General features: G+C 43.6%; 25 protein-coding genes, 1 other RNA gene and 1 riboswitch. Of the genes, 5 read left to right on the top strand and 21 right to left on the bottom strand.

The genetic code is table 11. The features are described from left to right. Positions 1-3: 3 nt before the first annotated feature. The 8 genes from bpsA to kdgR all read right to left on the bottom strand — a co-directional run bounded on the left by bpsA (position 4) and on the right by kdgR (position 8681). Positions 4-1101 carry a type III polyketide synthase BpsA gene (bpsA, locus tag WA279_RS03930; protein ID WP_336154338.1) on the bottom strand — a complete coding sequence of 366 codons (1098 nt, stop codon included), beginning with the start codon at positions 1099-1101 and terminating at the stop codon, positions 4-6. A gap of 72 nt (positions 1102-1173) precedes the next feature. Continuing rightward, a complete protein-coding gene (pbuX, locus tag WA279_RS03925) occupies positions 1174-2490 on the bottom strand; it encodes a xanthine permease PbuX (RefSeq protein WP_021481516.1) in 1317 nt (438 codons plus the stop codon). Further along, on the bottom strand, positions 2487-3071 hold the full coding sequence (gene xpt / locus WA279_RS03920) for a xanthine phosphoribosyltransferase (protein ID WP_032726019.1): 585 nt from the start codon (positions 3069-3071) through the stop codon (positions 2487-2489). Before xpt ends, pbuX begins: the two co-directional genes overlap by 4 nt. Before the next feature lie 90 nt (positions 3072-3161). Then, positions 3162-3261: riboswitch (purine riboswitch) on the bottom strand. Positions 3262-3402: 141 nt separating this feature from the next. Next, entirely contained in the window at positions 3403-4908 is a 1506-nt protein-coding gene (ypwA, locus tag WA279_RS03915) for a carboxypeptidase (RefSeq protein WP_336154336.1), read from the bottom strand. Between the two features lie 112 nt (positions 4909-5020). Further along, positions 5021-6013, bottom strand: coding sequence for a 2-keto-3-deoxygluconate transporter (gene kdgT, locus WA279_RS03910; protein WP_015714144.1), 993 nt, complete (start codon positions 6011-6013; stop codon positions 5021-5023). Positions 6014-6057: 44 nt separating this feature from the next. Then, positions 6058-6648, bottom strand: coding sequence for a bifunctional 4-hydroxy-2-oxoglutarate aldolase/2-dehydro-3-deoxy-phosphogluconate aldolase (gene eda / locus WA279_RS03905; RefSeq protein WP_015714145.1), 591 nt, complete (start codon positions 6646-6648; stop codon positions 6058-6060). Between the two features lies 1 nt (position 6649). Continuing rightward, entirely contained in the window at positions 6650-7624 is a 975-nt protein-coding gene (kdgK, locus tag WA279_RS03900) for a 2-dehydro-3-deoxygluconokinase (RefSeq protein WP_015383934.1), read from the bottom strand. Positions 7625-7661: 37 nt separating this feature from the next. Next, positions 7662-8681 (bottom strand): pectin utilization transcriptional regulator KdgR, encoded by a 1020-nt coding sequence (gene kdgR / locus WA279_RS03895; protein ID WP_089172577.1) that lies wholly within the window; start codon positions 8679-8681, stop codon positions 7662-7664. A 221-nt stretch (positions 8682-8902) separates the two neighbouring features. Here kdgR and kduI point away from each other — a divergent pair, with 221 nt between their 5' ends. Continuing rightward, the gene (gene kduI / locus WA279_RS03890; RefSeq protein WP_336154333.1) at positions 8903-9730 is read left to right on the top strand and encodes a 5-dehydro-4-deoxy-D-glucuronate isomerase; all 828 of its coding nucleotides are present in this window, start codon (positions 8903-8905) and stop codon (positions 9728-9730) included. Between the two features lies 1 nt (position 9731). After that, on the top strand, positions 9732-10496 hold the full coding sequence (gene kduD, locus WA279_RS03885; RefSeq protein ID WP_077671375.1) for a 2-dehydro-3-deoxy-D-gluconate 5-dehydrogenase KduD: 765 nt from the start codon (positions 9732-9734) through the stop codon (positions 10494-10496). A gap of 41 nt (positions 10497-10537) precedes the next feature. On the opposite strand, the gene WA279_RS03880 is transcribed toward kduD, so the two are convergent. Together WA279_RS03880 and WA279_RS03875 are read right to left on the bottom strand one after the other, a co-directional pair. Further along, entirely contained in the window at positions 10538-12463 is a 1926-nt protein-coding gene (locus tag WA279_RS03880; protein ID WP_336154331.1) for an ATP-dependent DNA helicase, read from the bottom strand. A gap of 102 nt (positions 12464-12565) precedes the next feature. Then, a complete protein-coding gene (locus WA279_RS03875; RefSeq protein WP_336154415.1) occupies positions 12566-12757 on the bottom strand; it encodes a hypothetical protein in 192 nt (63 codons plus the stop codon). A 162-nt stretch (positions 12758-12919) separates the two neighbouring features. Between WA279_RS03875 and WA279_RS03870 the strand changes: the two genes are divergently transcribed. Beyond that, the gene (locus WA279_RS03870; protein ID WP_010327933.1) at positions 12920-13072 is read left to right on the top strand and encodes a YpzG family protein; all 153 of its coding nucleotides are present in this window, start codon (positions 12920-12922) and stop codon (positions 13070-13072) included. A 52-nt stretch (positions 13073-13124) separates the two neighbouring features. Here WA279_RS03870 and WA279_RS03865 read toward each other — a convergent pair whose 3' ends face one another. The 9 genes from WA279_RS03865 to WA279_RS03825 all read right to left on the bottom strand — a co-directional run bounded on the left by WA279_RS03865 (position 13125) and on the right by WA279_RS03825 (position 20490). Next, positions 13125-14282 carry a THUMP domain-containing class I SAM-dependent RNA methyltransferase gene (locus tag WA279_RS03865; RefSeq protein WP_021481520.1) on the bottom strand — a complete coding sequence of 386 codons (1158 nt, stop codon included), beginning with the start codon at positions 14280-14282 and terminating at the stop codon, positions 13125-13127. A 100-nt stretch (positions 14283-14382) separates the two neighbouring features. Beyond that, positions 14383-14764: RNase P RNA component class B (gene rnpB / locus WA279_RS03860), an RNA gene on the bottom strand. Between the two features lie 65 nt (positions 14765-14829). After that, complete coding sequence (gene gpsB, locus WA279_RS03855; protein ID WP_003225629.1) at positions 14830-15126, bottom strand: cell division regulator GpsB; 297 nt, start codon at positions 15124-15126, stop codon at positions 14830-14832. A gap of 77 nt (positions 15127-15203) precedes the next feature. After that, positions 15204-15746 carry a DUF1273 domain-containing protein gene (locus WA279_RS03850; RefSeq protein ID WP_015714149.1) on the bottom strand — a complete coding sequence of 181 codons (543 nt, stop codon included), beginning with the start codon at positions 15744-15746 and terminating at the stop codon, positions 15204-15206. Between the two features lie 88 nt (positions 15747-15834). Continuing rightward, complete coding sequence (gene cotD, locus WA279_RS03845; protein ID WP_010886551.1) at positions 15835-16062, bottom strand: spore coat protein CotD; 228 nt, start codon at positions 16060-16062, stop codon at positions 15835-15837. A gap of 83 nt (positions 16063-16145) precedes the next feature. After that, positions 16146-16274, bottom strand: coding sequence for a hypothetical protein (locus tag WA279_RS03840; RefSeq protein WP_003230707.1), 129 nt, complete (start codon positions 16272-16274; stop codon positions 16146-16148). Positions 16275-16374: 100 nt separating this feature from the next. Next, positions 16375-17616 carry a metal-dependent exonucleaseMrfB gene (gene mrfB, locus WA279_RS03835; protein WP_230488221.1) on the bottom strand — a complete coding sequence of 414 codons (1242 nt, stop codon included), beginning with the start codon at positions 17614-17616 and terminating at the stop codon, positions 16375-16377. A 15-nt stretch (positions 17617-17631) separates the two neighbouring features. Continuing rightward, on the bottom strand, positions 17632-19881 hold the full coding sequence (gene mrfA, locus WA279_RS03830) for an ATP-dependent helicase MrfA (protein WP_153256152.1): 2250 nt from the start codon (positions 19879-19881) through the stop codon (positions 17632-17634). Positions 19882-19983: 102 nt separating this feature from the next. Then, a complete protein-coding gene (locus WA279_RS03825; protein WP_015483368.1) occupies positions 19984-20490 on the bottom strand; it encodes a PTS sugar transporter subunit IIA in 507 nt (168 codons plus the stop codon). A 137-nt stretch (positions 20491-20627) separates the two neighbouring features. Here WA279_RS03825 and WA279_RS03820 point away from each other — a divergent pair, with 137 nt between their 5' ends. Beyond that, the gene (locus tag WA279_RS03820) at positions 20628-21047 is read left to right on the top strand and encodes an Hsp20/alpha crystallin family protein (protein ID WP_336154326.1); all 420 of its coding nucleotides are present in this window, start codon (positions 20628-20630) and stop codon (positions 21045-21047) included. A 20-nt stretch (positions 21048-21067) separates the two neighbouring features. Here the strand turns inward: WA279_RS03820 and WA279_RS03815 are convergent, their stop codons facing one another. Beyond that, on the bottom strand, positions 21068-21445 hold the full coding sequence (locus tag WA279_RS03815) for a YppG family protein (RefSeq protein ID WP_015251832.1): 378 nt from the start codon (positions 21443-21445) through the stop codon (positions 21068-21070). Positions 21446-21632: 187 nt separating this feature from the next. Between WA279_RS03815 and WA279_RS03810 the strand changes: the two genes are divergently transcribed. After that, positions 21633-21821 carry a YppF family protein gene (locus WA279_RS03810; protein ID WP_003230690.1) on the top strand — a complete coding sequence of 63 codons (189 nt, stop codon included), beginning with the start codon at positions 21633-21635 and terminating at the stop codon, positions 21819-21821. Between the two features lie 41 nt (positions 21822-21862). On the opposite strand, the gene WA279_RS03805 is transcribed toward WA279_RS03810, so the two are convergent. Further along, the gene (locus WA279_RS03805; RefSeq protein WP_336154325.1) at positions 21863-22234 is read right to left on the bottom strand and encodes a YppE family protein; all 372 of its coding nucleotides are present in this window, start codon (positions 22232-22234) and stop codon (positions 21863-21865) included. Positions 22235-22264: the final 30 nt, after the last annotated feature.

The raw sequence follows: 22264 nt of genomic DNA, 5'->3' as shown, positions 1-22264 counted from the left end.
GAGTCAAGCCCCCTTTTCCCAGCTGAATAACAGCAACTCTGATGAGAAACCCGGCCCTAATGCGCCAATCAGTCCTCGTTCAGCTTCCTTTTTATGTCCGTTCTGCAGATGGTCTTTGATCACATACAAGATTGTGGCTGAAGACATATTTCCGTGCTTTTGCAAAATGCTTTGCGCAGATGAAAGCTTTTCTGACGACAGCCCGAGACTTTTGATGTATGCATCGATCACTTTTTTTCCGCCTGGATGAGCCAAAAAAACACTGATATCATGGAATGACAGCTTATGTTTGTCCAAAAAAATCTGTACATTTGTTTTGAGCCATTTTTCCACCAAGGTCGGAATGTCTCGTGAGAAAATGACTTTGAATCCTTGATCGGTAAAGTCCCAGCCCATGACATCTTCTGATTGTTTCATCAAAACAGATTGGGCGTCCATTATCTTCGGCGCAAGCTTCAGCTTTGACATCCTGTGGTCCGCCTTCTCTCCGCATAATAAAGCTGCGGCAATGCCGTCACCAAAAAGCGAGGTGCCGATCAGATTGCTTTTTGTTTTATCTTCCGGCTGGAATGTCAGGCTGCACAGCTCGGCAGCAATGACAAGCACAAAAGCCTCAGGATACGCTTTGCAATATTCGGCTGCACGCGCAAGTCCGCTGGCTCCTCCTGCACAGCCAAGCCCCCAAATCGGAATCCGCTTCGTATATGGAGAAAACGGAAGTTCATTCATAAGCCGCGCCTCGATACTCGGTGTGGAAAGACCTGTACTGGAGACGAAAAAAACAGCTTCCACTTTCTCATAAGGAATGGCTTCTTGAAAAAATTCCGGATGAGAGAGGCACTCACGAACAGCCGCTCTGCTGTGTTTAAGTGTTTCTTCTATGTATATTTGATTTTTTTCTTCAAAGCTGTGCCCCTCTTTATACCATTCAATCGGCTTAACAAACTGTCTCGAATAGATTTGCCCGTTTTTAAAGGAGGATAACAGCCGGTCAATATCCTTAAAAGAATGCTGAAACATATAGCGGGCGAACTCAGCCGCTTTCTCTTGATTTACATCATATACAGGAAGACTTGTGCCAATGGATAAAATAAACGCCATGCAATCACCTCTTTGCATACATTGTGCCGCAACGATCTTTTTTATATGCAAAAAAACTCCGCCGCGGCGGAGTTAGACTGCTGTTTTTTGTTCAGCGAGGTCAGCTTCTTGTTCTGTTTTTTTAGCTTTAGAAAAAACGTTATATACAATATTTAAGACGACTGCAGTAAAGCTGCCCGCCACAATGCCATTCGTTGTAAGCAGCGTTAAGGCACTCGGAAGCTGTTTGAAAATATCCGGCACAACGGTCACACCGAGCCCCAATCCCACTGAGCAAGCAACAATCAGCAGATTTTCCTGTTTCGCAAAATCAATGCGGCTGAGCATTTTAATTCCGTAAGCAATCACCATTCCAAACATCGCCACCATTGCACCGCCCAAAACAGCGGATGGAATAATGGTCGTGAAAGCAGCGATCTTTGGAAACAGCCCAAATGCCATTAGGATCACACCTGTGACCACAATGACGGCATTTTTTTTGATCCCTGTGAGCTGAACAAGCCCGACATTTTGAGAGAATGCCGTGTAAGGAAAAGCATTAAAAATACCTCCCAGAAGCACAGCCAGTCCTTCAGCTCGATAGCCTTTAGACAAATCTTTCTCTGTCAAACGGCGGTTTGTCAGGTCACCTAAAGCAAAGTAAACACCAGTTGACTCCACAAGGCTGACAATTGCAACGATGGACATCGTAATGATAGGCGCTGCATGAAAAGACGGCGCGCCGAAGTAAAATGGCTGAATCATTTGAACAACTGCCGCGTCCGAAACATTATCAAATTGAACTTTCCCCATAAAATAAGCGATGAAGGTGCCAATCAAAATACCGATCAAAATCGAGACGGACTTGATAAAGCCTTTTGTAAAACGGTACAGAAGCACAATGATACTCAACACTGTAAAAGCAAGAACAAGGTTGGAGAGATCTCCGAAATCTGCACTTCCTTCTCCGCCGGCCATGTTATTCATGGCAACCGGCATCAGTGTAATACCGATAATCGTAACAACAGAGCCTGTCACGACCGGCGGAAAAAACGATACGAGCTTTCCAAAGAAAAATGAAATAAGAATGACAAGAATGCCTGAAGCGATAATGCTGCCGTAAACTGTTGAAACCCCATATTCAGATCCAATCGCAATCATTGGCGATACAGCTGTAAAGGTACATCCAAGCACTACCGGAAGCCCGATCCCAAAAAATCGGTTGCTCCACACTTGCAGAAGTGTAGCCACACCGCACATAAAAATATCAATTGATACTAAGTAAGTCAGCTGCTCGACGGTCAGTCCCATTGCTTTTCCGACAATCAGAGGAACGACAATGGCGCCGGCATACATGGCGAGAACATGCTGAATCCCTAAAGACAGCGTTTTGCCGAATCCATTTCTCATGAATGAACCTCCTGTACGAAGGACACTTTTCCTTCTTCTAAAGACTGAATTCTTGCCAAAGATTCCACTCGGTAGCCCAGTTTTACAAGTTCTTCTCTTCCCGGCTGAAATGACTTTTCAATAACAATGCCAATTCCCGCGATAGAAGCTCCCGCTTGCTTCACAATCGACACAAGCCCGTGCGCTGCCTGTCCATTTGCCAAAAAATCATCGATAATCAGCACATGATCCTGTTCCGACAGGTGGGTCCCAGACACTGCGATTTGGCTTTCTGTTTGCTTCGTAAAGGAATAAACAGACGCTGTCAGCAAGTTGTCGGTGAGTGTTAACGATTTATGCTTTCTCGCGAAGACAACTGGCACACCCAGCTTCAAGCCCGTCATTACAGCGGGAGCAATACCTGATGATTCGATTGTCACAATTTTGGTAATACCGTCTTTTGCAAACCTGGACGCAAATTCGTCACCAACTCTCTGCATAAGCAGCGGATCAATTTGGTGATTCAAAAAAGAATCCACTTTCAATACCTGATCAGATAATACGACGCCTTCTTCCTCTATTTTCCGTTTCAGTGCTTCCATCTTGTCTTACCTCCGTTATGAGAATAAAAAAAGCATTGCCCGCTCAAATAAAGAGCAAGCAATGCTGATATCACAAAAAACCGTACACGTGCGGTTCCATTGCTCACCCATAGTCGGACATTTACGGTGCCCGGTAGAAACTTGCGTGCCATATCCACGCGATTATATGAGTGTTCCTATTATATTGTAATAAATTATATCAAGATTCTAATCTCTTGCATAGGCTGAAAATAAAAATTCCCGAACTTTATTTTTGTTTTTTTAGATATCATTCGTATTTCAAGGGTATACGATATAAAAGAGCCTGACGACCGCGCCGCCAGGCTTTTGATTATGACAGATAGAGATTTGAATATTTGTTTGATAAATAATCAATTAAATAGCGAACATTCAGCTCTTCTCCTGTTGCATCTTTAATAATGTCTAACGGCTTTTTCCGTTTTCCGTGAATGTGCACCTTTTCCGTCAGCCATTGCTTTATCGGATGGAACTCTCCTCTTTCCAAGAGAGCGTCAAATTCAGGGAGATCCTCAAGCATTTTTTGTTTCAGCTGAGCCGCATACATGTAGCCGAGCGCATAGGATGGGAAGTAGCCGAAATCTCCCCCTGCCCAATGGACGTCCTGTAAAATCCCCTCTGCGTCGGTCTGCGGTGTAATCCCTAAATAATCCTGGTATTTTTGATTCCAAAGCGACGGCAGATCTTCCACAGACACTTCATTGCTGAAAATCGCTTTTTCAATTTCATAACGGATGATGATATGAAGAGGATACGTCAATTCATCCGCTTCGACCCTGATAAATGAAGGTTTTGATTCATTGATTGCCCGGACAAAATCATCCAGGGAGATGTCCTTGAACTGTTCAGGTGATGCTTCTTGAATCTTCTGATAGTACGGTGTCCAAAAATGCTTGTTGCGGCCGATAAAATTCTCGTAAAATAATGATTGCGATTCATGAATTCCCATTGATGCGCCGTCTGACAAATTCGTGCCACTGAGTGCTTCATCAATATTTTGCTCGTATATCGCGTGCCCGCACTCATGAATGGTGCCAAAGATCGCCGTCCGGAAATCTTTTTCATCATATCTTGTCGTGACCCGAACGTCTCCCCGATTCAGCGTAGTTGCAAACGGATGAACGGTTTCATCAAGTCTTCCGCCATCAAAATCGTAGCCAAGCTCCTGTAAAAAATACAGACTGAGCTCTTTTTGCTTTTCTTTCGGGAACGCTTTTGTAATAAAGCTTGTATCTGGTTTATTTCCGGAAGCTGTCACCTGTTTAACAAGAGGGATAATCGCTTCCTTCAGCTCAGTAAACAGCTGATCAAGCACCTTTACCGTGACGCCGGGCTCAAACAAATCAAGCAATGCATCATAAGGATGCTCTTGATATCCCCAATACGTAATAAAACGTTTATTGAATTCAATCAGCTGTTCTAAATAAGGAGAAAACAAGCTGAAATCAGATTTTCCTTTCGCTTCCTCCCACGCTGTTTCTGCCTTTGAACACAGAATCACGTATTCTTTGTATTCAGCCTCAGGGATTTTCTTATTCTCTTCATACTCTTTTTTCGCCAGTTCCACTGCTTTTTTCGTATCTTCCGACAAGTCATCAAATCGTTCATACAGGACATCGATAAGCTCCTTCATTCGATCTGATGTTTGGATATTGAATATATCTGTTGAAAGCTGGCCGATACTTTCGGCACGATCTCCTGAGCCGTTTTTCGGCGCGCCTGTTCTGGAGTCCCAGTGCATTAACGCAACTGCTTCGCTGTAATGTGAGATTCTTTTTAATAGATCAAAAAATTCTTTTTCATATGTATGTATCTCCATATCCATTCCCTCCCTATTCTAGCCGTTCCATTACAGGCTAATGGAAGGGGGTATGAAAGTCAAATTGTTTGTATAAAAGGCTGCCGGTATGTTTTTATGGCAGCCTTTTTATTCAGTTGATCGTCATTTGATTTTTTGGCGGAGGTGTTCTCCGCTTTTTCTGCTTGATTTTTTTATCTACCCACACTGTTGCCAGCGGGGTTAAGAGCGAGGTGACAATAACGCTTGTCGCGATAATTGCAGTTGCCGACTCAGCAACTGGCGCAAATGAGGCATTCGCTTCCGCTAATGCATATGGCACGGCTACAGCCGCCCCTGCCGTAGAAGAAGCGGCCACTCCCGCGACACCATCTCCCCGCGCAATAAAACGATCAAGCAAAAACAAAGAACTGCCCGATAAAATGACGACAGAAACTCCGATAAAAATGCCGAGCAGCCCTGATTGGATCAGCATTCCAAAATTCAAGGTATTGCCGAGCGAAAAGGCGAAAAATGGAATGATCGCCGGCACAACCTTGCTGAATAAGTCTCTGAGATCATGATCCAGATTTCCAAGTATACATCCAAGTAAAAACGGGATGACTGTCGCTGCCAGCGTTTCCCATGGGAATGCGGCAAGTCCCGTCACACCAAACGTCACCATGGTCATAAAAGGACCAGATTCTGTACTGATAAAGGCGAAAGCGCCCGCATCCTCTTTTCTTCCCATATGGTTCATGAGCGCTAAATACAGTCCGCCGTTCGTTTCATTCATTACCGCGACAATTGCTAAAACAGAAAGGCCTGCAAAAAAGCCGGATTGTATGCCTTCGTCAGGTATAAATTGCGCTGCGATCACGCCGAGCAGCGCCGCAAATCCGATCTTCCCCAATAATAACGTGATTCCTTTTCTTGCGATATAGCCTGAAGAACGAAAATCAATCGTTGCTCCTACGCAAAAGATAAAAACACCCAGTATCGGCAGCGTTCCGGTAATCAAAGCACCCGTAAACCCTCCAAAGAACTCCGCTGTTCCAGGCGCAAACGTGTTGAGCGCCGCTCCAAGAAATAGCGGAATAATCATCATTCCGCCAGGTACCCGTTCAATTGTCGCCTTGATTTTCATATTGTGGATTCTCCCATCCTCCGGTTATGAAAAAACAATTCCACTTACACTTGGAAAACAGCCTGCAAATCCTCTTTTGAACAGCTGCCCAACTGGCTGCCGACTCCGACGGCGCCAGCTCCGGCTCTAAGCCAATCAGGCACTTCAGACGGATGTATCCCGCCTGTCGGAATAAAGGTCACCTGCGGGAAAGGACCCGCTAAATTTTTCATAAACGGAATGCCAAACACACCGCTTGGGAACAGCTTTAATGTCGTGAACCCGAATGTCAACGCTTCCATAATTTCGCTCGGAGTCAAGACGCCGGGGATATAATGTGTCTTTACAAAAGATAGATGTTCAGCAAGATCAGCTGAAAAACCCGGACTGACAATAAACTGCGCGCCAGCCTCAGCAGCTTCCCCAGCTTGCTGCGCGGTGATGACCGTGCCCGCGCCAATTAAAATATCTTCCCTATTACGGAAGGATTCGATAATATCTGATGCCTCGGGGGTCGTATACGTCACTTCAACTGCACGAATCCCTTTATCTAATAAACTCTCAATCTGCTGACAGGCCTCCTGCTTATCCTTTGAACGAATGACTGCAATCAGCTTTGCTTCTTTCAGACGGTTTTCAACGACTTTGGACTCCATATTAATAATCCCCTTTCTTTTGGTGAACCGTTCTTTGAGCAGATAAAAAAGAAGCTAATTTCTCCCTGGTCGGCAAACCGTCCATATCCCCCGGTGCCTGCACTTGCAAAGCGCCAATCGCATTTCCCCTTTGCACCGCATCCTTGTACGACAAACCGTCTAGGATACCGCTGATTACACCGACTGCAAATCCGTCTCCGGCGCCGACCGTATCAACCACCCGGTCGACCCGGCAGCCTTCTAGAAATCCTTCACTTGTCCCCGTTTTAAAGTAAGCGCCTTCTTTTCCAAGTTTAATAGCAACAAAGCTGGCACCTTTTTTCAAATAATAGTCGGCAATGCCTTCAGGTGTTTTTTCTCCGGTCAATAGCTCTCCCTCTGCGATACCCGGGAAAAACCAGTCTGCAAGCCCAGCCAGATCATTGATTGTGTGTACCATTGTTGCTTGATCAGGCCAAAGCGAAGGTCTTACATTAGGGTCGAATGAAATGGTCTTCCCTGCGTTTCTCATGTCGTTCATGACATGATACGTGAAGTCTTTCATCTCGGCTGATAAAGCAGGCGGAATGCCTGTCACATGCAAATGGCCTGCGCATTGAAAATAATCTCTCGGATATTCAGCTGAAGTTAATGTGCTTGCAGCTGAGTTTTTCCTATAGTAGGTAACTTGCGGGTCGCCTTCTTTCACTTTTGACTTCAGCAGCAGCCCGGTGGGATTTTCGTCCTGCGAGCGGATCACGCGGGACACATCCACTCCCTCTTTTTTAAGTTCCTGTACAATAAACGTTCCGAGCTGATCATTGCCGACCTTGCTCATCCATCCCATTCGAAATCCGAGTCTGGCAAGGCCGCAGGCGACATTGCTTTCTGCTCCGGCAAGCCCTTTAGAAAAAGTGGATACTTCATGAAGGCCTCCATACTCATTTGCATAAAACATGGCCATTGATTCCCCGAATGTCACCGCATCAAGCTTCATCTCTTCCCAACCTCCTCTTAGTTGAGGGCACCTAGGATTAAAGTGACTTTCTCATGATGACTTTTGCCTCTAATTCAATGGTTTGAGGCGCTCCTTTGTCACCTTCAATCCTTTTTAATACACGTTCCATCGCCGTCCTGCCCATATCATGTGACGGCTGGGCGATCGTTGTAATACCTGGACCGATCAGTTTATACCATTCTGTATCATCGAATCCTGCAATCCCTATATCTTGAGGGATGCGCAGGCCAAGCTCTTCCATACAGCTGATGATTTTCAGCATAATCAAGCCATTCAAAGCCAGAATCGCTTTTTTTTGCTCCGGCATTTCCTTGTGAAAAGAACGAAGCGCCGCCTTAAGCTGCTCCTTGTCCTTTACGTCAATTTCATGCAATCTGACAAGCCCGTTCACATTATGAACCGAAGCCATTTCCTGATACACAGCTGCTCTTTCTGCACGAGGGCTGATAGAGGAAATCGGTTCGGTAAACAGCGCGACATCAGTATACCCTTTGCTGTAAACCTTCTGAAGAATCTCTTTTGTGATCCATCTGTTGTCAGTCGTTACGGTATCCAGTTTCAGATCCGGCAGTTTCCGGTCAATTAAGATTGTTGGAATTTGCTGTTCAGCAAAAGCGCGCAGTACATCCTTGTTTTCCCCTGTTGCGTTTAAAATCAAGCCCTCAACCGAATGGGCTTCTAGCTTTAAGAGCATTTCCCGCTCTTTTTCAGGACTGTTATCTGTGTTGCACACCATAATGCTGTATCCATATTGATCACAAACCTCTTCGACTCCCCTGAAAGCAGCGACCGAAAAAGGATTTGTAATGTCAGCCACAACAAATCCGATTAACTTGCTTTTTTTTATTTTCAAACCTTGTGCCATTTTACTCGGCCGATAATTCAATTCTGCGATTGCCTTTTTAATGTTTTTCACTTTTTCAGGAGAAATCGCGTCAATTTTTCCGTTAATATAGCGGGAAACTGTCGATTTCGAAACTCCTGCACATTCAGCTACATCTTTGATGGTTGTATGGCCTGTTGTTTTCTTTTTCATTCAAGTGCTCCTGTATCTCTTATATTTGAAACCGATTTCAAAACCGTTACAACAAAAGAATACCATAATTTTAAAATTTGGAAAGAGTTTTTTTAATAATGTGTCCATTCATTATTTTTTCGTTGACTCTTTTCGCTATTTATCCTAAAATTTTCTTTGAAACCGTTACCAAAATATTTTCATTCAAGTGATGCTGAAATCCTAACCAAGGGGGAAATATAATGGAAAATCGTTATTCTGTACATCCTGAACAAGTAAAACGCTTTACAACAGATGAGCTTCGCAGTTATTTCTTAATGGATCCTTTATTTACAGAAAACAAACTTACGATGTATTACTCACATGAAGACCGGGTTGTCATCGGCGGAGCGGCTCCAGGGCAAAGTGAACTGAAGCTTGATGCAGGTGATTTTCTAAAAACAGACTTCTTTTTGGAACGGCGTGAAATCGGGATTATTAATGTCGGCCAGCCTGGTGCCGTTAGAGTCGGCGATGATGAATATGTGCTTCAAACAAAGGATTTTCTCTATATCGGAATGGGTAATCAGGATGTATCATTTTCAAGCCTGAACGGTGAAAAAGCGAAGTTTTACTTCGTCTCCGCTTGCGCCCACAAAAGCTATCCGACACAAAAAGCCGCCCTAGCTGAACTGACACCGGACCGCCTTGGTGATGATGCAGCGTCTAATGTCAGAAGTCTGTACAAAGTCATTCATCAGGATGGCATTAAAAGCTGTCAGCTGATGATGGGAATAACGATGTTAGATCAAAACAACAACTGGAATACGATGCCAGCACACGTTCATGACCGTCGGATGGAGGCTTATCTTTATCTGGATCTTGAAAAGGATTCAAAGGTATTTCATTTCATGGGCCAGCCGGACGAAACACGCCATCTTGTTGTTGGAAATGAGCAGGCTGTCCTTTCTCCCGCCTGGTCTATTCATTCTGGCGCAGGAACATCAAACTATAGCTTTGTGTGGGCGATGGCTGGAGAAAATTACACATTTACGGACATGGATCTCGTTCCGATGGATGGGCTGAAATAAGATGGGTTATCTACATGACGCCTTTTCATTAGAAGGAAAAACAGCGCTGGTGACAGGCCCGGGAACAGGGATCGGTCAAGGTATAGCCAAAGCCCTAGCCGGGGCTGGCGCTGATATTATCGGCACATCACATACAAGCAGCCTATCTGAAACACAGCAGCTTGTGGAACAGGAAGGCCGGATATTTACATCTTTTACATTGGACATGAGCAAGCCGGAAGCGATAAAGGATTCTGCAGCTGAGCTGTTTGAAAACAGGCAGATCGACATCCTTGTCAATAATGCCGGCATTATTCATCGGGAAAAAGCGGAAGATTTTTCAGAAGAGAACTGGCAGCACGTACTGAATGTCAATCTAAACAGCCTGTTTATTCTGACACAGCTTGCTGGCAGGCACATGCTGAAAAGAGGTCATGGAAAGATTATTAATATTGCCTCTCTCCTGTCTTTTCAAGGCGGCATCCTCGTTCCGGCTTACACCGCGAGCAAACACGCTGTTGCCGGTTTGACAAAATCATTTGCAAACGAGTGGGCAGCGTCAGGTATTCAGGTCAACGCAATCGCCCCAGGCTATATTTCTACTGCGAATACAAAGCCTATTCGGGATGACGAAAAGCGAAATGAGGACATTTTAAAGAGAATTCCTGCCGGCCGCTGGGGCCAAGCGGATGATATCGGGGGGACTGCAGTCTTTTTGGCATCACGTGCTTCAGATTATGTAAATGGACATATTTTAGCAGTTGATGGCGGCTGGCTATCCCGCTGACAAATAAAAAAAGCTGACGAACGATCGTCAGCTTTTTTCCATTACATCATGTGCGGTTCAACAGGCAAGACCTTTTTGACCTCATCAATGATGCGTTCATTTTCTCCGCCAGCGTAAATGTGAATCGAGCCGCTATCTTGATTCGAGCGTATCAGGCGCCCGATGCCCTGCCGTACACGTAACAACATATATGGCAGATCAACTTCTTCGAACGGATCTTTTTTCGCTCCGTTGCGCTTCGCTGTAAATACAGGATCGTGTGGCGGGAAAGGCAATGACCAAATGGTAACATTCTTCAATGCGTCACCGGGAATATCGAGTCCTTCCCATAAGTGAACTGAACAAAGTACTGTTTCCTCTTCCTCTTGGAATTTCTCTACTAAGCTGCTGATTTCCTCATCACCTTCGAAGAAAATTGGATACGGCAGCTCCCATGCCGCCGACAGCTCTTTAAACTCGTTTAATTCTTCAAAAGAAGGGAAAAGCACCAGCGTTCTTCCTTTGTAACGTTTGATTGTTTCAATCGTTTCAGCCGTTTTTTGTTCAGCGGCCATATCTGTTTTTGCGTACAGATTAATACTCATTTGCTCGTCATAATCATAAGGGGAATCAACAGTTAATGACAAATAATCATGAATCCCAAGACTGTCGGCAATATAATCAAACGAACCGCCTTCTGACAGCGTAGCAGACGAGAAGATATAAGGAATTTTCTTAGAAAACACTTTTTCGCCAAGTACTTCTGCTACCGTTCTCGGCATCACGACAAAGGTTGATTCTGCTTCCTTTTTCTCCAGCCAGCTGATTGCATCCTTTTGATATAGAGATAATGAATACGCCATTTGTTCAACATATTCTTCCACTACTGACAACTCGTATTGATCAATCGTATACATTTCAGACTCAAATACAAGTGCCTCACCGATTTTATCAAGTAAACGGCAAAGCTCGTCCGCCGCCTTTTTGACACGCTGGTCATTTGTTATTTCTAAACGGTGTGAACCGGCTACTTCCTTTGATTCTTCAGAAAGAACATAGAAAAATTCGTCGTTTGCGTGAAGCGCATCTTCAATCAATTCTGCAAACTCTTCTCTGATGTCATTTTGCAGCAATCGTTCTAAAAACAATTCAAGAGTAGACTGCTTCACTCTATAGGTTAGCGCTTTTTGCGCAGCAAACTCTAACAAATGCCCCTCATCAAATACAACTGCACTATGGTCAGGCAAGAGCGGCAGCTGGCCCTCTCGTTTGCGTGATTCTTCCGTCCATACATGCTCCATATAAAAATCATGGGAACAAATGATTAAGTCCGTTGACTTGCGGTAGTAATCTCTGGAAAGCGTCAGACCGCATCTGTGTCTCATATCACAAGTCAGACAGTCCTGAAACGAGTCGTAACTTACGTCAGACCACTCTTCATTCGATAGATTTGCGTACTGCTTACGGTCGCCATACGGATAAAAGCGCTGCATCGCCTGTGACTCGTGGACAAATGACGGTAACGACTCATAAAGATCCAGCCATTTATCATCATCAGAACGCTGCATTGTTTTTTCAAGCTTCTTCAAGCATAAATATTGCTCATGTGATTTTGACAGCCTTGTATCAATTTTCAGATCAAGATGCTCAGCCAGCTTAGAAATATCGCCCTCTTTTTTCACCAGCTGTTCAATTAATGTTTCATCTGCACAAGCGATGATGGCGGGTTTGCCGACATACCTTGCATAGCTGATTGCAAAAAGAAGATAAACCAGCGTTTTCCCCGTTCCCACTCCAGCTTCGGCGAACATGACTTTTTTCTCTTTAAACGCCCGCTCCAGCTGAAAAGCCATAAATACTTGCTCATCCCGAAGATCTAACCCTTTTTCGGGAAGGATATCGTAAAACACGTCACCAATCCAATTGTTCAATTCTTCATAAAAATTCTTTGTTTTCGTTAAAGAAAAAGGCAAACGTGATGTTGTCACCTAGTTCCAACCCCCAACTATTCGACATTCAGACCACCAATAATATCATTTTCCGCTGATGAATACAATAAAAAAACTTGGCAATGCCAAGTTTTTTGCAGTTTACTTACGATTGATCACATGCGACGATAAAAAAGGATGGTCTGTTGAATAAATATGTTCTACCGCTTTTTCTAAATCAATTTGCGCATGCGAAATCACAGACGGAGACGATTCAGTCCCGAGCTCCTTCAGCTCGTTTGCTGTTGCGTCAAGCGCCCTTTGAATAAGATTAAAATGTTCGCTGTTCAGCATGAGATCACCTCTGATGGAAATAATCATCATTGTATGCGAACTTTTCATTATATATACATGCTTCCCGCATGTTATCACCGAAACATGCACAAACTACACTTGATATTCCGTCTCCGGATTATCCGTCTTATCAACAATATTCTATCAGGGAGTGATGTTGACATGAGTTATAGAAACCGATTAGATCAGCATTCTGAACTGTTTCATCACAATTGGACGCGGCCTAAACGTTCTAAGTCTCAAGTAAACGGTCACACTGAAATGTCCCAAACCAACATTATATTGAGAAGCAACGCGAAAGCTCACCGTTGGTAACGATAGAATATGGCTGAAAGATGAAAGAAGACGCATGCAGAGCGTCTTCTTTTTATGCGTTTTCTGTTTTCTTTCGCTGCGGCCTTACTTTTGACCAATATTGATAATAATCTGTTTTAATAAACCCGTTAAAGAGTTTTCGTTTCTTCGTTGCTTTTCTGCCATATGCTTCCTCAAAGTTTTCATTTGATGTCAGCATATACACAGACCAAGTATCAAGCGGCTCGAACGCCTTCCCCATTTCTTTGTACATCTGCTCAACAGCTTTTTTCTCGCCGAGACGCTCTCCATATGGCGGGTTGCCGACAATTACGCCAAACTCCAGATTTGTGGTAAAGTCTTTGACCTGCATCTGTTTGAACTGGATTAGATCTCCCAATCCTGCTTCCTCTGCATTTTCTTTTGCTATTTGAACCATGCGGTGGTCTATGTCGCTAGCGAAAATTGTAAGCGGCTGGTCATAATTTGCCTTCTCTTCGACTTCAAGCCGCGCTTTGTTCCACAGATCTTTACCGATCCATTCCCAATCCTCTGAAACAAAATCGCGATTGAATCCCGGGGCGATGTTTTGACCGATTAGCGCCGCTTCTATCGCGATTGTTCCGGAGCCGCAGAAAGGATCAACAAACGGGCGGTCCGGCGTCCAATTGGTTAATTGCACCAAAGCGGCAGCAAGTGTTTCTTTAATCGGCGCACCGCCCTGATCGACACGGTATCCTCGTTTGTGAAGGCCTGTCCCTGATGAGTCCAGTGTAATCAAAGCCTGATCTTTCAATAAAGAAATTTCGACTTTATACTCGGCACCTGTTTCTTCAATCCAATCATTGGCTTTGCCGGACTGCAGCTTGAGCTTTTCGACAATTGCTTTTTTGACGATCCGCTGACAGTCGGGAACGCTTGCAAGTGTTGATTTTACCGATTTTCCGATGACAGGGAATTTCCCGTTTTCAGGTATAAATGAGCGCCAGTTAATCGCTTTCGTTTTTTCAAACAGTTCATCAAATGTTTTCGCTTTAAAAGAAGCAACCTGAACCTTTATGCGGTCGGCTGTTCTAAGCCAAAGGTTCGCACGGCAGATGGCAAGTGCATCACCTTCAAAAATAACTTTCCCGTTATCAACCTTGCATTCGTATCCTAAATCTCGTACTTCCTTTGCGACAACAGCTTCAATGCCCATCGGCGCCGTTGCAATTAGTGTATACTTCTTCATCGTATCACCCTGTCTTTTAAAACTTTTCTCTTTTCAAGATAAAAGCTCTCCTTATACGGGAGAGCTTGTTTTCATCATTTTAAATGTAAGTGGTCTAACGTTCTGTAAGCCATGTTTTGTTCCGTCGTACTGCAAACGGCTCATCACCTCGTACTCAGGCGGCAATCATCTATCTACAGAAAGTATTCTGTCCTTCTCTCCGTTGAATTCCGTTAAGAAGGTTCCCCTACCAAAATTTGGGTTTCTCGCTCGAGGGGTTTACCGCGTTCCACTCTCACCATTTCTAGTGAGACTTCGTCACTGTGGCACTTTCAAGGATACTCAGCCATATCCGAAGGACGTAGGCTTTTTTCCTGCCGTCAGCCTCTAAAGGCTGCCCTAGCTTATGACTTCGCTAGGCACGAACACTACGGGCATCTCAGCACCGTGCGAGCATGGACTTTCCTCTACAGATTCAAGATCTGCAGCGATTACCCGAACGTTAAGAACATGAATTATTATATAACAACTGATTACAATTTACAAGCGCCATTTTTTTCAAGCATGATCAATCATAAAGCTTGCTGCCAAAAACGTGTTTTTCTAAGTTAGACAGCCGTTTTAAAATATCAAAGTTTGTTGTGTTAGATTGCACAGGCTGTTTTTTGCTGGCTTCTTCAAGCTGTTTTTTCAGCTGCAGATTTTCCTGCTGCAGTTCTTCAATTTCTTGATGGAAGGTTTCATAATCCTTAATAATCATATCTAAAAATTTGTCAACGTCTTCTTGCTTGTAGCCTCTAACGCCTGTTTTAAATTCTTTTTCCAAAATTTCTTTCGCAGAAAGCTTTACTTTATCAGCAAGCATCTTTTTCACCTCGTATCGTGAATCATCACATATATTTTTTCAGAAATCTGTACGGTTGTCAAATTTCTCTCTCATTGTTAGTAGCTGTCTTCCTCCACTGTCACTCTCAAGTCATCCATTGTAATAAAGTAGATGGGATAGCTATCCTGTTCGCGCCTTTTTTCCGCTGTCCCAAGCATATACTTAGGGGAGCCTTCCTTTTCCGGGTCATATAAAAGCAGAAGCCCGTCGGACTTATCAATGAAGAACTGATTTTTTTGTTTGAATTGAAGCGGGCTTTCATAAGGACGGTGAGTCAGGCTTGCTTCATAGTCTGCCTGAGCCAGAACTGCTTCATACTGTTCCTTATTCGGTTCTTTCCAGTTCTTTTCCTGCTCGTAAAATGGTGTGATGACAGCTACCTTTAAGTCAGGGTATTCCTCCTGCAAATCATATGCAGCTTCTGCCGCCCACAGCTCAACTCCAAGCTGGCCCGAAATTAAAATCCATTCTAATCCTTCATCCAAAAAAGCAATCAGCCGGTTCTTAATGGCTTTTTTTATGTAATACAGCGCCTTGTCATCCTGCTTAAATATCCCCAGTTCAAACGGTTTATAGCCCGTTATTGCCAATACTTTCATCATTTCACCTGCTTTAAAAAATGGGGCTCCCGTGGGCCCCATTTGTTGTGCTGCATTGTTTACACCATCAAGCTGCACGTTTTCCATACTAGTAGTCGCAGCAAGGTTTTCCTGCTTGAAAATGCTGATGCGTAGCCGGGTCAACATTTGAGAAAGTGTGTGGAAAGTAGTGAACGTGCTGAAAATGCTGGTGGTTTACGTTTGTTGTATGCTGTGGGTGAATGTGCGGCACGATAGTCTTCGAAAACGTATGGTGTTCACAGCAATGAGTAGGATGGACAATTGGCGCCATCATATGCGGTCTGCAGTGATGCATGATAAAATCCCCTTTCCATAAACTTTATTACAATACTAAGCTATGAAAAATAAGGGGTACATGTTCTGATGCAAAGACCTATTTTAAAAGTGTGCAATTAAGCTGTCTTTAAAGTTTGAAAACACAAAAGCAATCAAAAATACCACAACAAAGAACAAGTAAAAAACACCCTTATACATACCAACTCTCCCTTTAAAAATAACTAACGTCATTTTACAGGATTCGCCGCTATTCTACAACAAAATCAATGTGAATTCAGCAAAAAAAATTCATGGCGAAACAAGTCGTCTTTTGCGCTTTCCCGGGGAATATTTAAGAGGAATATTTCCTCTTCAGCCGGGCAATTCTCACATGCAGTTTTTCAGTTTCTTTCTCTGATAAGCATGCCGCATCGCTAAGCAATTGCTCTGCTACTTGCAATGCTTTTCCGAATTCTTTTTTCTTATGCTCAAAATATTTCGCGAGCTCTATTACAGCAGCGTATCTGCACTTCTGGTTTTGCGAGCGGGACAGCTTTTCCCAAAGCGGCACTGCTTCTTCCAAGCGGTTTTGTTTTTTGTACAGGAGCGATAAATCCAGCCGTGCACTGTCCTGATCCTCAAACGATTTTTCTATAAGCCTTTCCAACTGCTTGATCGCTTGGTCGGTTTCCTTATGAGCCATAAACCATTTCGCCATAGCATAGGCTTCACTGTGTTCTTTTGGCGCATGTGATTCTGAAAGGATTTTTTTAGACATATGGATGTACAATGAAATGAGTGATAACACATCCATTTCATTATGATGCAGGACACCTTTTAAAAGATCCGGCTCTTGCGCCTTGATAAAATGAAAGTAAAGCATTGGCGCCAAGTAGCCCGGTGTGTCTTCTAGTCTGCGGATGCCGAGCTCCTCTTTTTCAACCGTGCCAAGAGATACGCGGTCCATTTTGTGTTTCCAGAGGCGTCTAGCTCCATGCAAAAGATCAAAGTGGCCAAATTCCGGAAGCTTCGGAAGTCTGTCACGGATCAAGGTGTGTCTTGTTTTCACCTGCGGCCAATCAAAGGCTTTGCCGTTGTAGGTCACAAGTGATGTAATGTCAACCTCGCTTAAAAAGCTTTGGTACAAGGCGACTTCGTTCCCCGGTTTGGGCAAAAGATGCTGTTTGACTGTCACTCGGTCTTCATAAACTCTCGCATGCCCAAGCAAAAAAATGGTATTCCCAGCTCCACCCCCAAGACCGGTTGTTTCTGTATCAAAGAAAAAGAGGTTGTTTTTGTTATACCCTTTTGCTGACAATGTATGCGACAGGCCGCTTTGATTCCACAGAGTGATCACTTCCTCAAGCTCAGAAAAGCTGTATAACCCATGGCGGTGAGAAAGCGGATATTCTACTTCTCTGATGAGGCAATATTCATCTTCGAAGATGAAAGGCTTCATGCCAAAAGCCTCCCACTCTTCTAAAAACGGGATGTCATCAAAGTGGTTTTCTTGTTTGCCTGCTTCTATTTTTTGTTCTCCTTCGTCGAGCGCCATGTGCTTTTTCATCCGCTGGAGTTTCCCTTTTAATGACATATCCGGCCTCCCTCCTTACGACATTTGATCCAACAGCTGCAAAATTCTTTCCTTTGCTTTTATCCCTTCTATTTCCGTACCTATACAAGACGGACAGCCGTCATGACAAGGACAATGTGTAATCAGTTGTTTCGCCGCTTCATTAATGTCTGAAAAACGTTTAAAGACTTCCTCCGCCAAACCGATACCGCCCGGATAATGATCATATAAAAATATGGTTGGCAATCCGGTATGGGCTGCTTTAATTTGAGAAACAACATGAACATCATTTCGATCACACATGATATACACAGGGACAATATGCTGCAGCACATTCGAGATGCCAAGAAGCAGCTGTTCCAGTGTCTTTTCCCCGATGTCTTCATCCGCTGTTTTGATTTCGAGCCAAGCTGCACTTGTATGCAGTTCTTCTTCCGGCAAATGAATAGGTCCAGACCCAATATTTTCAAAAGTGGTCATTTTTATTTTTTTAAAAATGGTCGGCAGGGCATTGACAGTGACGTCTCCGTAGTGCAATGACGTACGGCTTTTTTCTTTCGTTTTATCGATTTCTAATACCTTCAGCTGAACTGCCAGGTTTGCATCCGTATAATATTCGACATCGACTTTTCTGACATACGCCTTTTTATGGTCCCAATCGAGCTTCTCAACTTGATACTGAACGCCTTCATGCAAATAAATTGCTTCATCATGTAAAAGCGTCATCGCGCTAAAACGGTCCATTTCACCGATAATCCTTACATTTGCAATATCCGACTGATCAACTATAACGACATTTTCCTGGGAGGCGGAACGCAAACTGATGTTTGAAGCAGGGAACGACTCACTTGCCCAATGGTACCGTTCGCCGTTGCGGTGAAGAACAGCCTCTTCCTGAAGATACTCAAGAATATCACTGACTTCCATGGGACCAAATTCTTCATCAGCTCTAAAAGGAAGCTCATAAGCCGCACACTTTAAGTGGTCTACTAAAATAATCAAATTCTCCGGATTGATTCTTGCAGATTCCGGCGAACGATTAAAGAAATATTCAGGATGCCGCACAATATATTGGTCAATCGGTGTTGAATTGGCTACCATGATAATCAAAGATTCACCGTGTCTTCTGCCGGCTCGTCCCGCCTGCTGCCAAGCACTTGCAACACTTCCGGGATACCCCGTCATTACACACACTTGCAGCTGGCCGATATCAACACCAAGCTCTAAGGCATTCGTACTGACCACTCCTAAAATGTCGCCTTCTCTCAGTCCTCTTTCGATTTCTCTTCGCTCTTTCGGCAGATAGCCTCCCCGATAGCCTCTGATTGATTTTGTTCCAATCTCTTTTTTCACAAGCTCCTGAATATGGCTTAAAATAATTTCCACCCGAACTCTGCTTCTGGCAAAAACAATGGTCTGCACTTTGTTTTTAAGGAACTCTTTCGCCAGTTCATTCACTTCTGCGGTTGCGCTCCTTCTAATATTCAGCGGTTTGTTCACAATTGGCGGATTGTAAAACACAAAATGCTTGCGTCCGCTCGGGGCGCCGTTGTCATCAACTAGCCGCATCGGTTTGCCTGTCAGCTGCTCTCCCAATTCCTTTGGGTTGGCAATTGTTGCGGAAGTACAAATAAAAACCGGATCACTTCCATAAAACCGGCAGATCCGCTTTAGCCGCCGGATCACATTTGCCACATGGCTGCCGAACACACCTCGATACGTATGAAGCTCATCGATGACGATATACTTAAGGTTTTCAAACAAACTGACCCATTTCGTATGATGCGGTAGAATGGCAGAATGCAGCATATCGGGGTTTGTAATGACAATATGACCTGCTTTTCTCACCTTTTGTCTGATTGCCGGAGACGTATCCCCGTCATATGTAAAGCTTTTAATATCAATGCCCATTTCATCAATAATTTCATTTAGCTCGCTCTTTTGGTCTTGTGCCAGCGCTTTAGTCGGAAATAAATATAACGCCCGGTTTGTTTCATCTTGGGCGATGGACTGCAGGACTGGGAGGTTGTAGCATAACGTTTTTCCTGATGCTGTTGGCGTTACGGTAACGATGCTCTCTCCTTTTTGCACATATTGAAAAGCGGAATATTGGTGAGTATATAGTTCATCAATGCCCCTTTTCGAAAGGGCCGCTTTGATTCTCTCGTCTATACTTTCGGGCATAGGCCTTGTTTTTGCTTCCCGAGGCTCAATTTCATGCCAATTCACAACGTTTTCATTTCCTTTTAAATCAGAAATGAGTTCAGTCAGTGATTTCTTTTTCATTCTTTACACCTCTTTGTCAAGTACAGTTTACCGAATATTTGTTTGCATGGCTAGGTGCAAATTTTATACAGTTGAATAAAAAAAGCAAGGCATACGCCCTGCTTATTTCGCTTTTATTGTAAGGAGCTTTGATTCGCCTTTACGAGCAGCCTTTTCGCCTGCCGGTACAATTGATCCTACAGCCTCACCATTCATTATAACGATTGGGATGACTGTGCTGCTCGCTTTTTCTTTTATTAATTCCAAATCACATGTAATCAGCGGGTCACCGACCTTCACTTTATCCCCTTCTTTAATGTGGGCAGTAAATCCTTCTCCGTTCATATTAACTGTCTCCAGCCCGACATGAATTAACAGCTCAATTCCCGAGCGAGTCCGAATGCCAACAGCGTGTTTGGTGTGGAAAATCTGAATGACTTCACCTTCAGCGGGAGATACGATTTCACCGCTAGAAGGTTCCACCGCTATTCCTTCTCCCATCATTTTCTGTGAAAAAACAGGGTCCGGCACATCTGACAGGTCCATTACTGTACCGTCTGCCGGAGAATAAATAACCTCTTCTGTCACCTTTTCCTGAGTTTTGCCCATTCCGAATAATTTTTTCAGCAATGTATTTTCTCCCTTCTCATTCACTTCAACCGTTATCCCTTCATTCACCACTATTTAACCACACTTTCAATTTTGCTTCAATTTATAACAACATCTGGCATAGACGCATAATCTGGTTAAAAAAGGCGGTGGCGAAATTGGAATTCTATGATGACAAAAAGAACGAACTGCAAAAGAAAGAAGAAATCATAACGGAGGCAATCGACACTCTTTTCCAATCCTCAGCGTTCGGCAACCTTATAAACGGATTTCAGAACCTGATCAACTCGAGTTTAAAGGATGTGCAGACGACCATACATGTCAGAGAAAAAAATACTGGGCTGTATATCGATATTACCATTCCGGCGACGTTTCGAGATGGCGAGATCGTCGTTGATGTTAAATCGAGGTATCTCCATGTAACACTCCAAGAAAAACAGAAACACCAAAATGAGGCTACCTTTACAAGCATGACAAGAACGGTTCAGCTGCCTTATGAAGTTCGCCAAGAAGAAATGGAAACGTCTTGGAACGAGCAGACAATGACACTTTTCTTTCCAAAAAATAAGCATGAATGAACGATTCATTCATGCTTCTATCATTTAAAAAAGCTGGTAAATCCCTTTATTAAAGATCCGACCTGATTCATTGCACTCATTACTTGACCTGTCGTATCCATCATTTTATTAAAATCAAATTGCCCATTGGCTTTTTTGAACTGCGACATAATGCTTTGAAATTGCGAAGGCTGCTGTTGATTAGGCCTTGGGATAGGATAAGGGTTAGAAAATACAGGCGGCTGCATAGGCATAGGCTGGATCGGAGCATAAGGCTGATAATAATCCTGCTGTCCATAATGCTGCTGAGGCAGTTGTTGCTCTAAATAACCGGGTGCAGCCTGCTGATAATATCCTTGCATTTGCTGAGGATAATAATAGCCCATTTGCCGAGGATAGCTTCGAGAGCTCCCGTTCATTGCGATTCCCCCCTAAACACAACATATTTCTCTTCTATATATGTATGAATGACTTCTATTGTTTGTGTCACAAGTGATGATTAGCATTTGTCAAATTGTGTCGAAAGTTTAAATTTTTTAAAAACAGAAAAAAGTCGAATCATTATGGTACCATATTTTCAATACAGATGAGAGGGGATGCACCATAATGAACGTATCATACTTAAGCAAACGTTTTGCAGAAATGAAGAAATATGAAACAGACTGTATGAATAAACTGATGGACTTTGCCAAGTTCCTCTATATTCAAGGACATCTCAGCATAACTGAGTTTCGTAACAGTATGAAGGTTCTCGAAGCAAATGGAGCAGAAAGCCCGGCATATGAGATGAATTAACGTCCGGCCCCCTATAAAAACAACGAAAAGAAGACAGCCTTTTACCGGCTGTCTTCTCTTGCAATTTCATCCTTTACTGCGTGCAATGTATAAAGGACTGACTCAGTGATGTCCTTGAATCGTTTTTTATGAATATGATGAACATAAGATTGAAGGACCAATTCCAGGAAATTATCCTTTACGGCCTCAATTTGCTCTTTATGCACATATTTTGGCCGGCGGGCTTTTATCAATTCAAGAGCACCCTCTGCCCAGCGTATCGCCAGTTCATCATTCTCTTCAACTGCAGGCTTTATCGTCTCAAAAAAATCATAAGAATGACTACTGTTTTTTCCTTCCTGATACCGATCAGCGCCTTTATCAGCAACTTCAATCATTTGCTCGGTCATTTCCAGCAATGTTTGTGATAGCAATACCTTTCACCTCAATGCCTATCGTACCAA

This window comes from Bacillus sp. 204(2023) (genome assembly GCF_037027505.1).
Lineage (GTDB): Bacteria > Bacillota > Bacilli > Bacillales > Bacillaceae > Bacillus > Bacillus subtilis.
Note: the sequence above shows the minus strand (reverse complement) of the source record. Positions and strands in the feature narration are given on the sequence as shown.

Coding starts and splice junctions, on each gene's coding strand:
- bpsA (WP_336154338.1), bottom strand. CDS start 1,101: ATGGCGTTTATTTTATCCATTGGCACAAGTCTTCCTGTATATGATGTA.
- pbuX (WP_021481516.1), bottom strand. CDS start 2,490: ATGAGAAATGGATTCGGCAAAACGCTGTCTTTAGGGATTCAGCATGTT.
- xpt (WP_032726019.1), bottom strand. CDS start 3,071: ATGGAAGCACTGAAACGGAAAATAGAGGAAGAAGGCGTCGTATTATCT.
- ypwA (WP_336154336.1), bottom strand. CDS start 4,908: ATGGAGATACATACATATGAAAAAGAATTTTTTGATCTATTAAAAAGA.
- kdgT (WP_015714144.1), bottom strand. CDS start 6,013: ATGAAAATCAAGGCGACAATTGAACGGGTACCTGGCGGAATGATGATT.
- eda (WP_015714145.1), bottom strand. CDS start 6,648: ATGGAGTCCAAAGTCGTTGAAAACCGTCTGAAAGAAGCAAAGCTGATT.
- kdgK (WP_015383934.1), bottom strand. CDS start 7,624: ATGAAGCTTGATGCGGTGACATTCGGGGAATCAATGGCCATGTTTTAT.
- kdgR (WP_089172577.1), bottom strand. CDS start 8,681: ATGAAAAAGAAAACAACAGGCCATACAACCATCAAAGATGTAGCTGAA.
- kduI (WP_336154333.1), top strand. CDS start 8,903: ATGGAAAATCGTTATTCTGTACATCCTGAACAAGTAAAACGCTTTACA.
- kduD (WP_077671375.1), top strand. CDS start 9,732: ATGGGTTATCTACATGACGCCTTTTCATTAGAAGGAAAAACAGCGCTG.
- WA279_RS03875 (WP_336154415.1), bottom strand. CDS start 12,757: ATGCTGAACAGCGAACATTTTAATCTTATTCAAAGGGCGCTTGACGCA.
- WA279_RS03870 (WP_010327933.1), top strand. CDS start 12,920: ATGAGTTATAGAAACCGATTAGATCAGCATTCTGAACTGTTTCATCAC.
- WA279_RS03865 (WP_021481520.1), bottom strand. CDS start 14,282: ATGAAGAAGTATACACTAATTGCAACGGCGCCGATGGGCATTGAAGCT.
- gpsB (WP_003225629.1), bottom strand. CDS start 15,126: ATGCTTGCTGATAAAGTAAAGCTTTCTGCGAAAGAAATTTTGGAAAAA.
- WA279_RS03850 (WP_015714149.1), bottom strand. CDS start 15,746: ATGAAAGTATTGGCAATAACGGGCTATAAACCGTTTGAACTGGGGATA.
- cotD (WP_010886551.1), bottom strand. CDS start 16,062: ATGCATCACTGCAGACCGCATATGATGGCGCCAATTGTCCATCCTACT.
- WA279_RS03840 (WP_003230707.1), bottom strand. CDS start 16,274: ATGACGTTAGTTATTTTTAAAGGGAGAGTTGGTATGTATAAGGGTGTT.
- mrfB (WP_230488221.1), bottom strand. CDS start 17,616: ATGTCATTAAAAGGGAAACTCCAGCGGATGAAAAAGCACATGGCGCTC.
- mrfA (WP_153256152.1), bottom strand. CDS start 19,881: ATGAAAAAGAAATCACTGACTGAACTCATTTCTGATTTAAAAGGAAAT.
- WA279_RS03815 (WP_015251832.1), bottom strand. CDS start 21,445: ATGAACGGGAGCTCTCGAAGCTATCCTCGGCAAATGGGCTATTATTAT.
- WA279_RS03810 (WP_003230690.1), top strand. CDS start 21,633: ATGAACGTATCATACTTAAGCAAACGTTTTGCAGAAATGAAGAAATAT.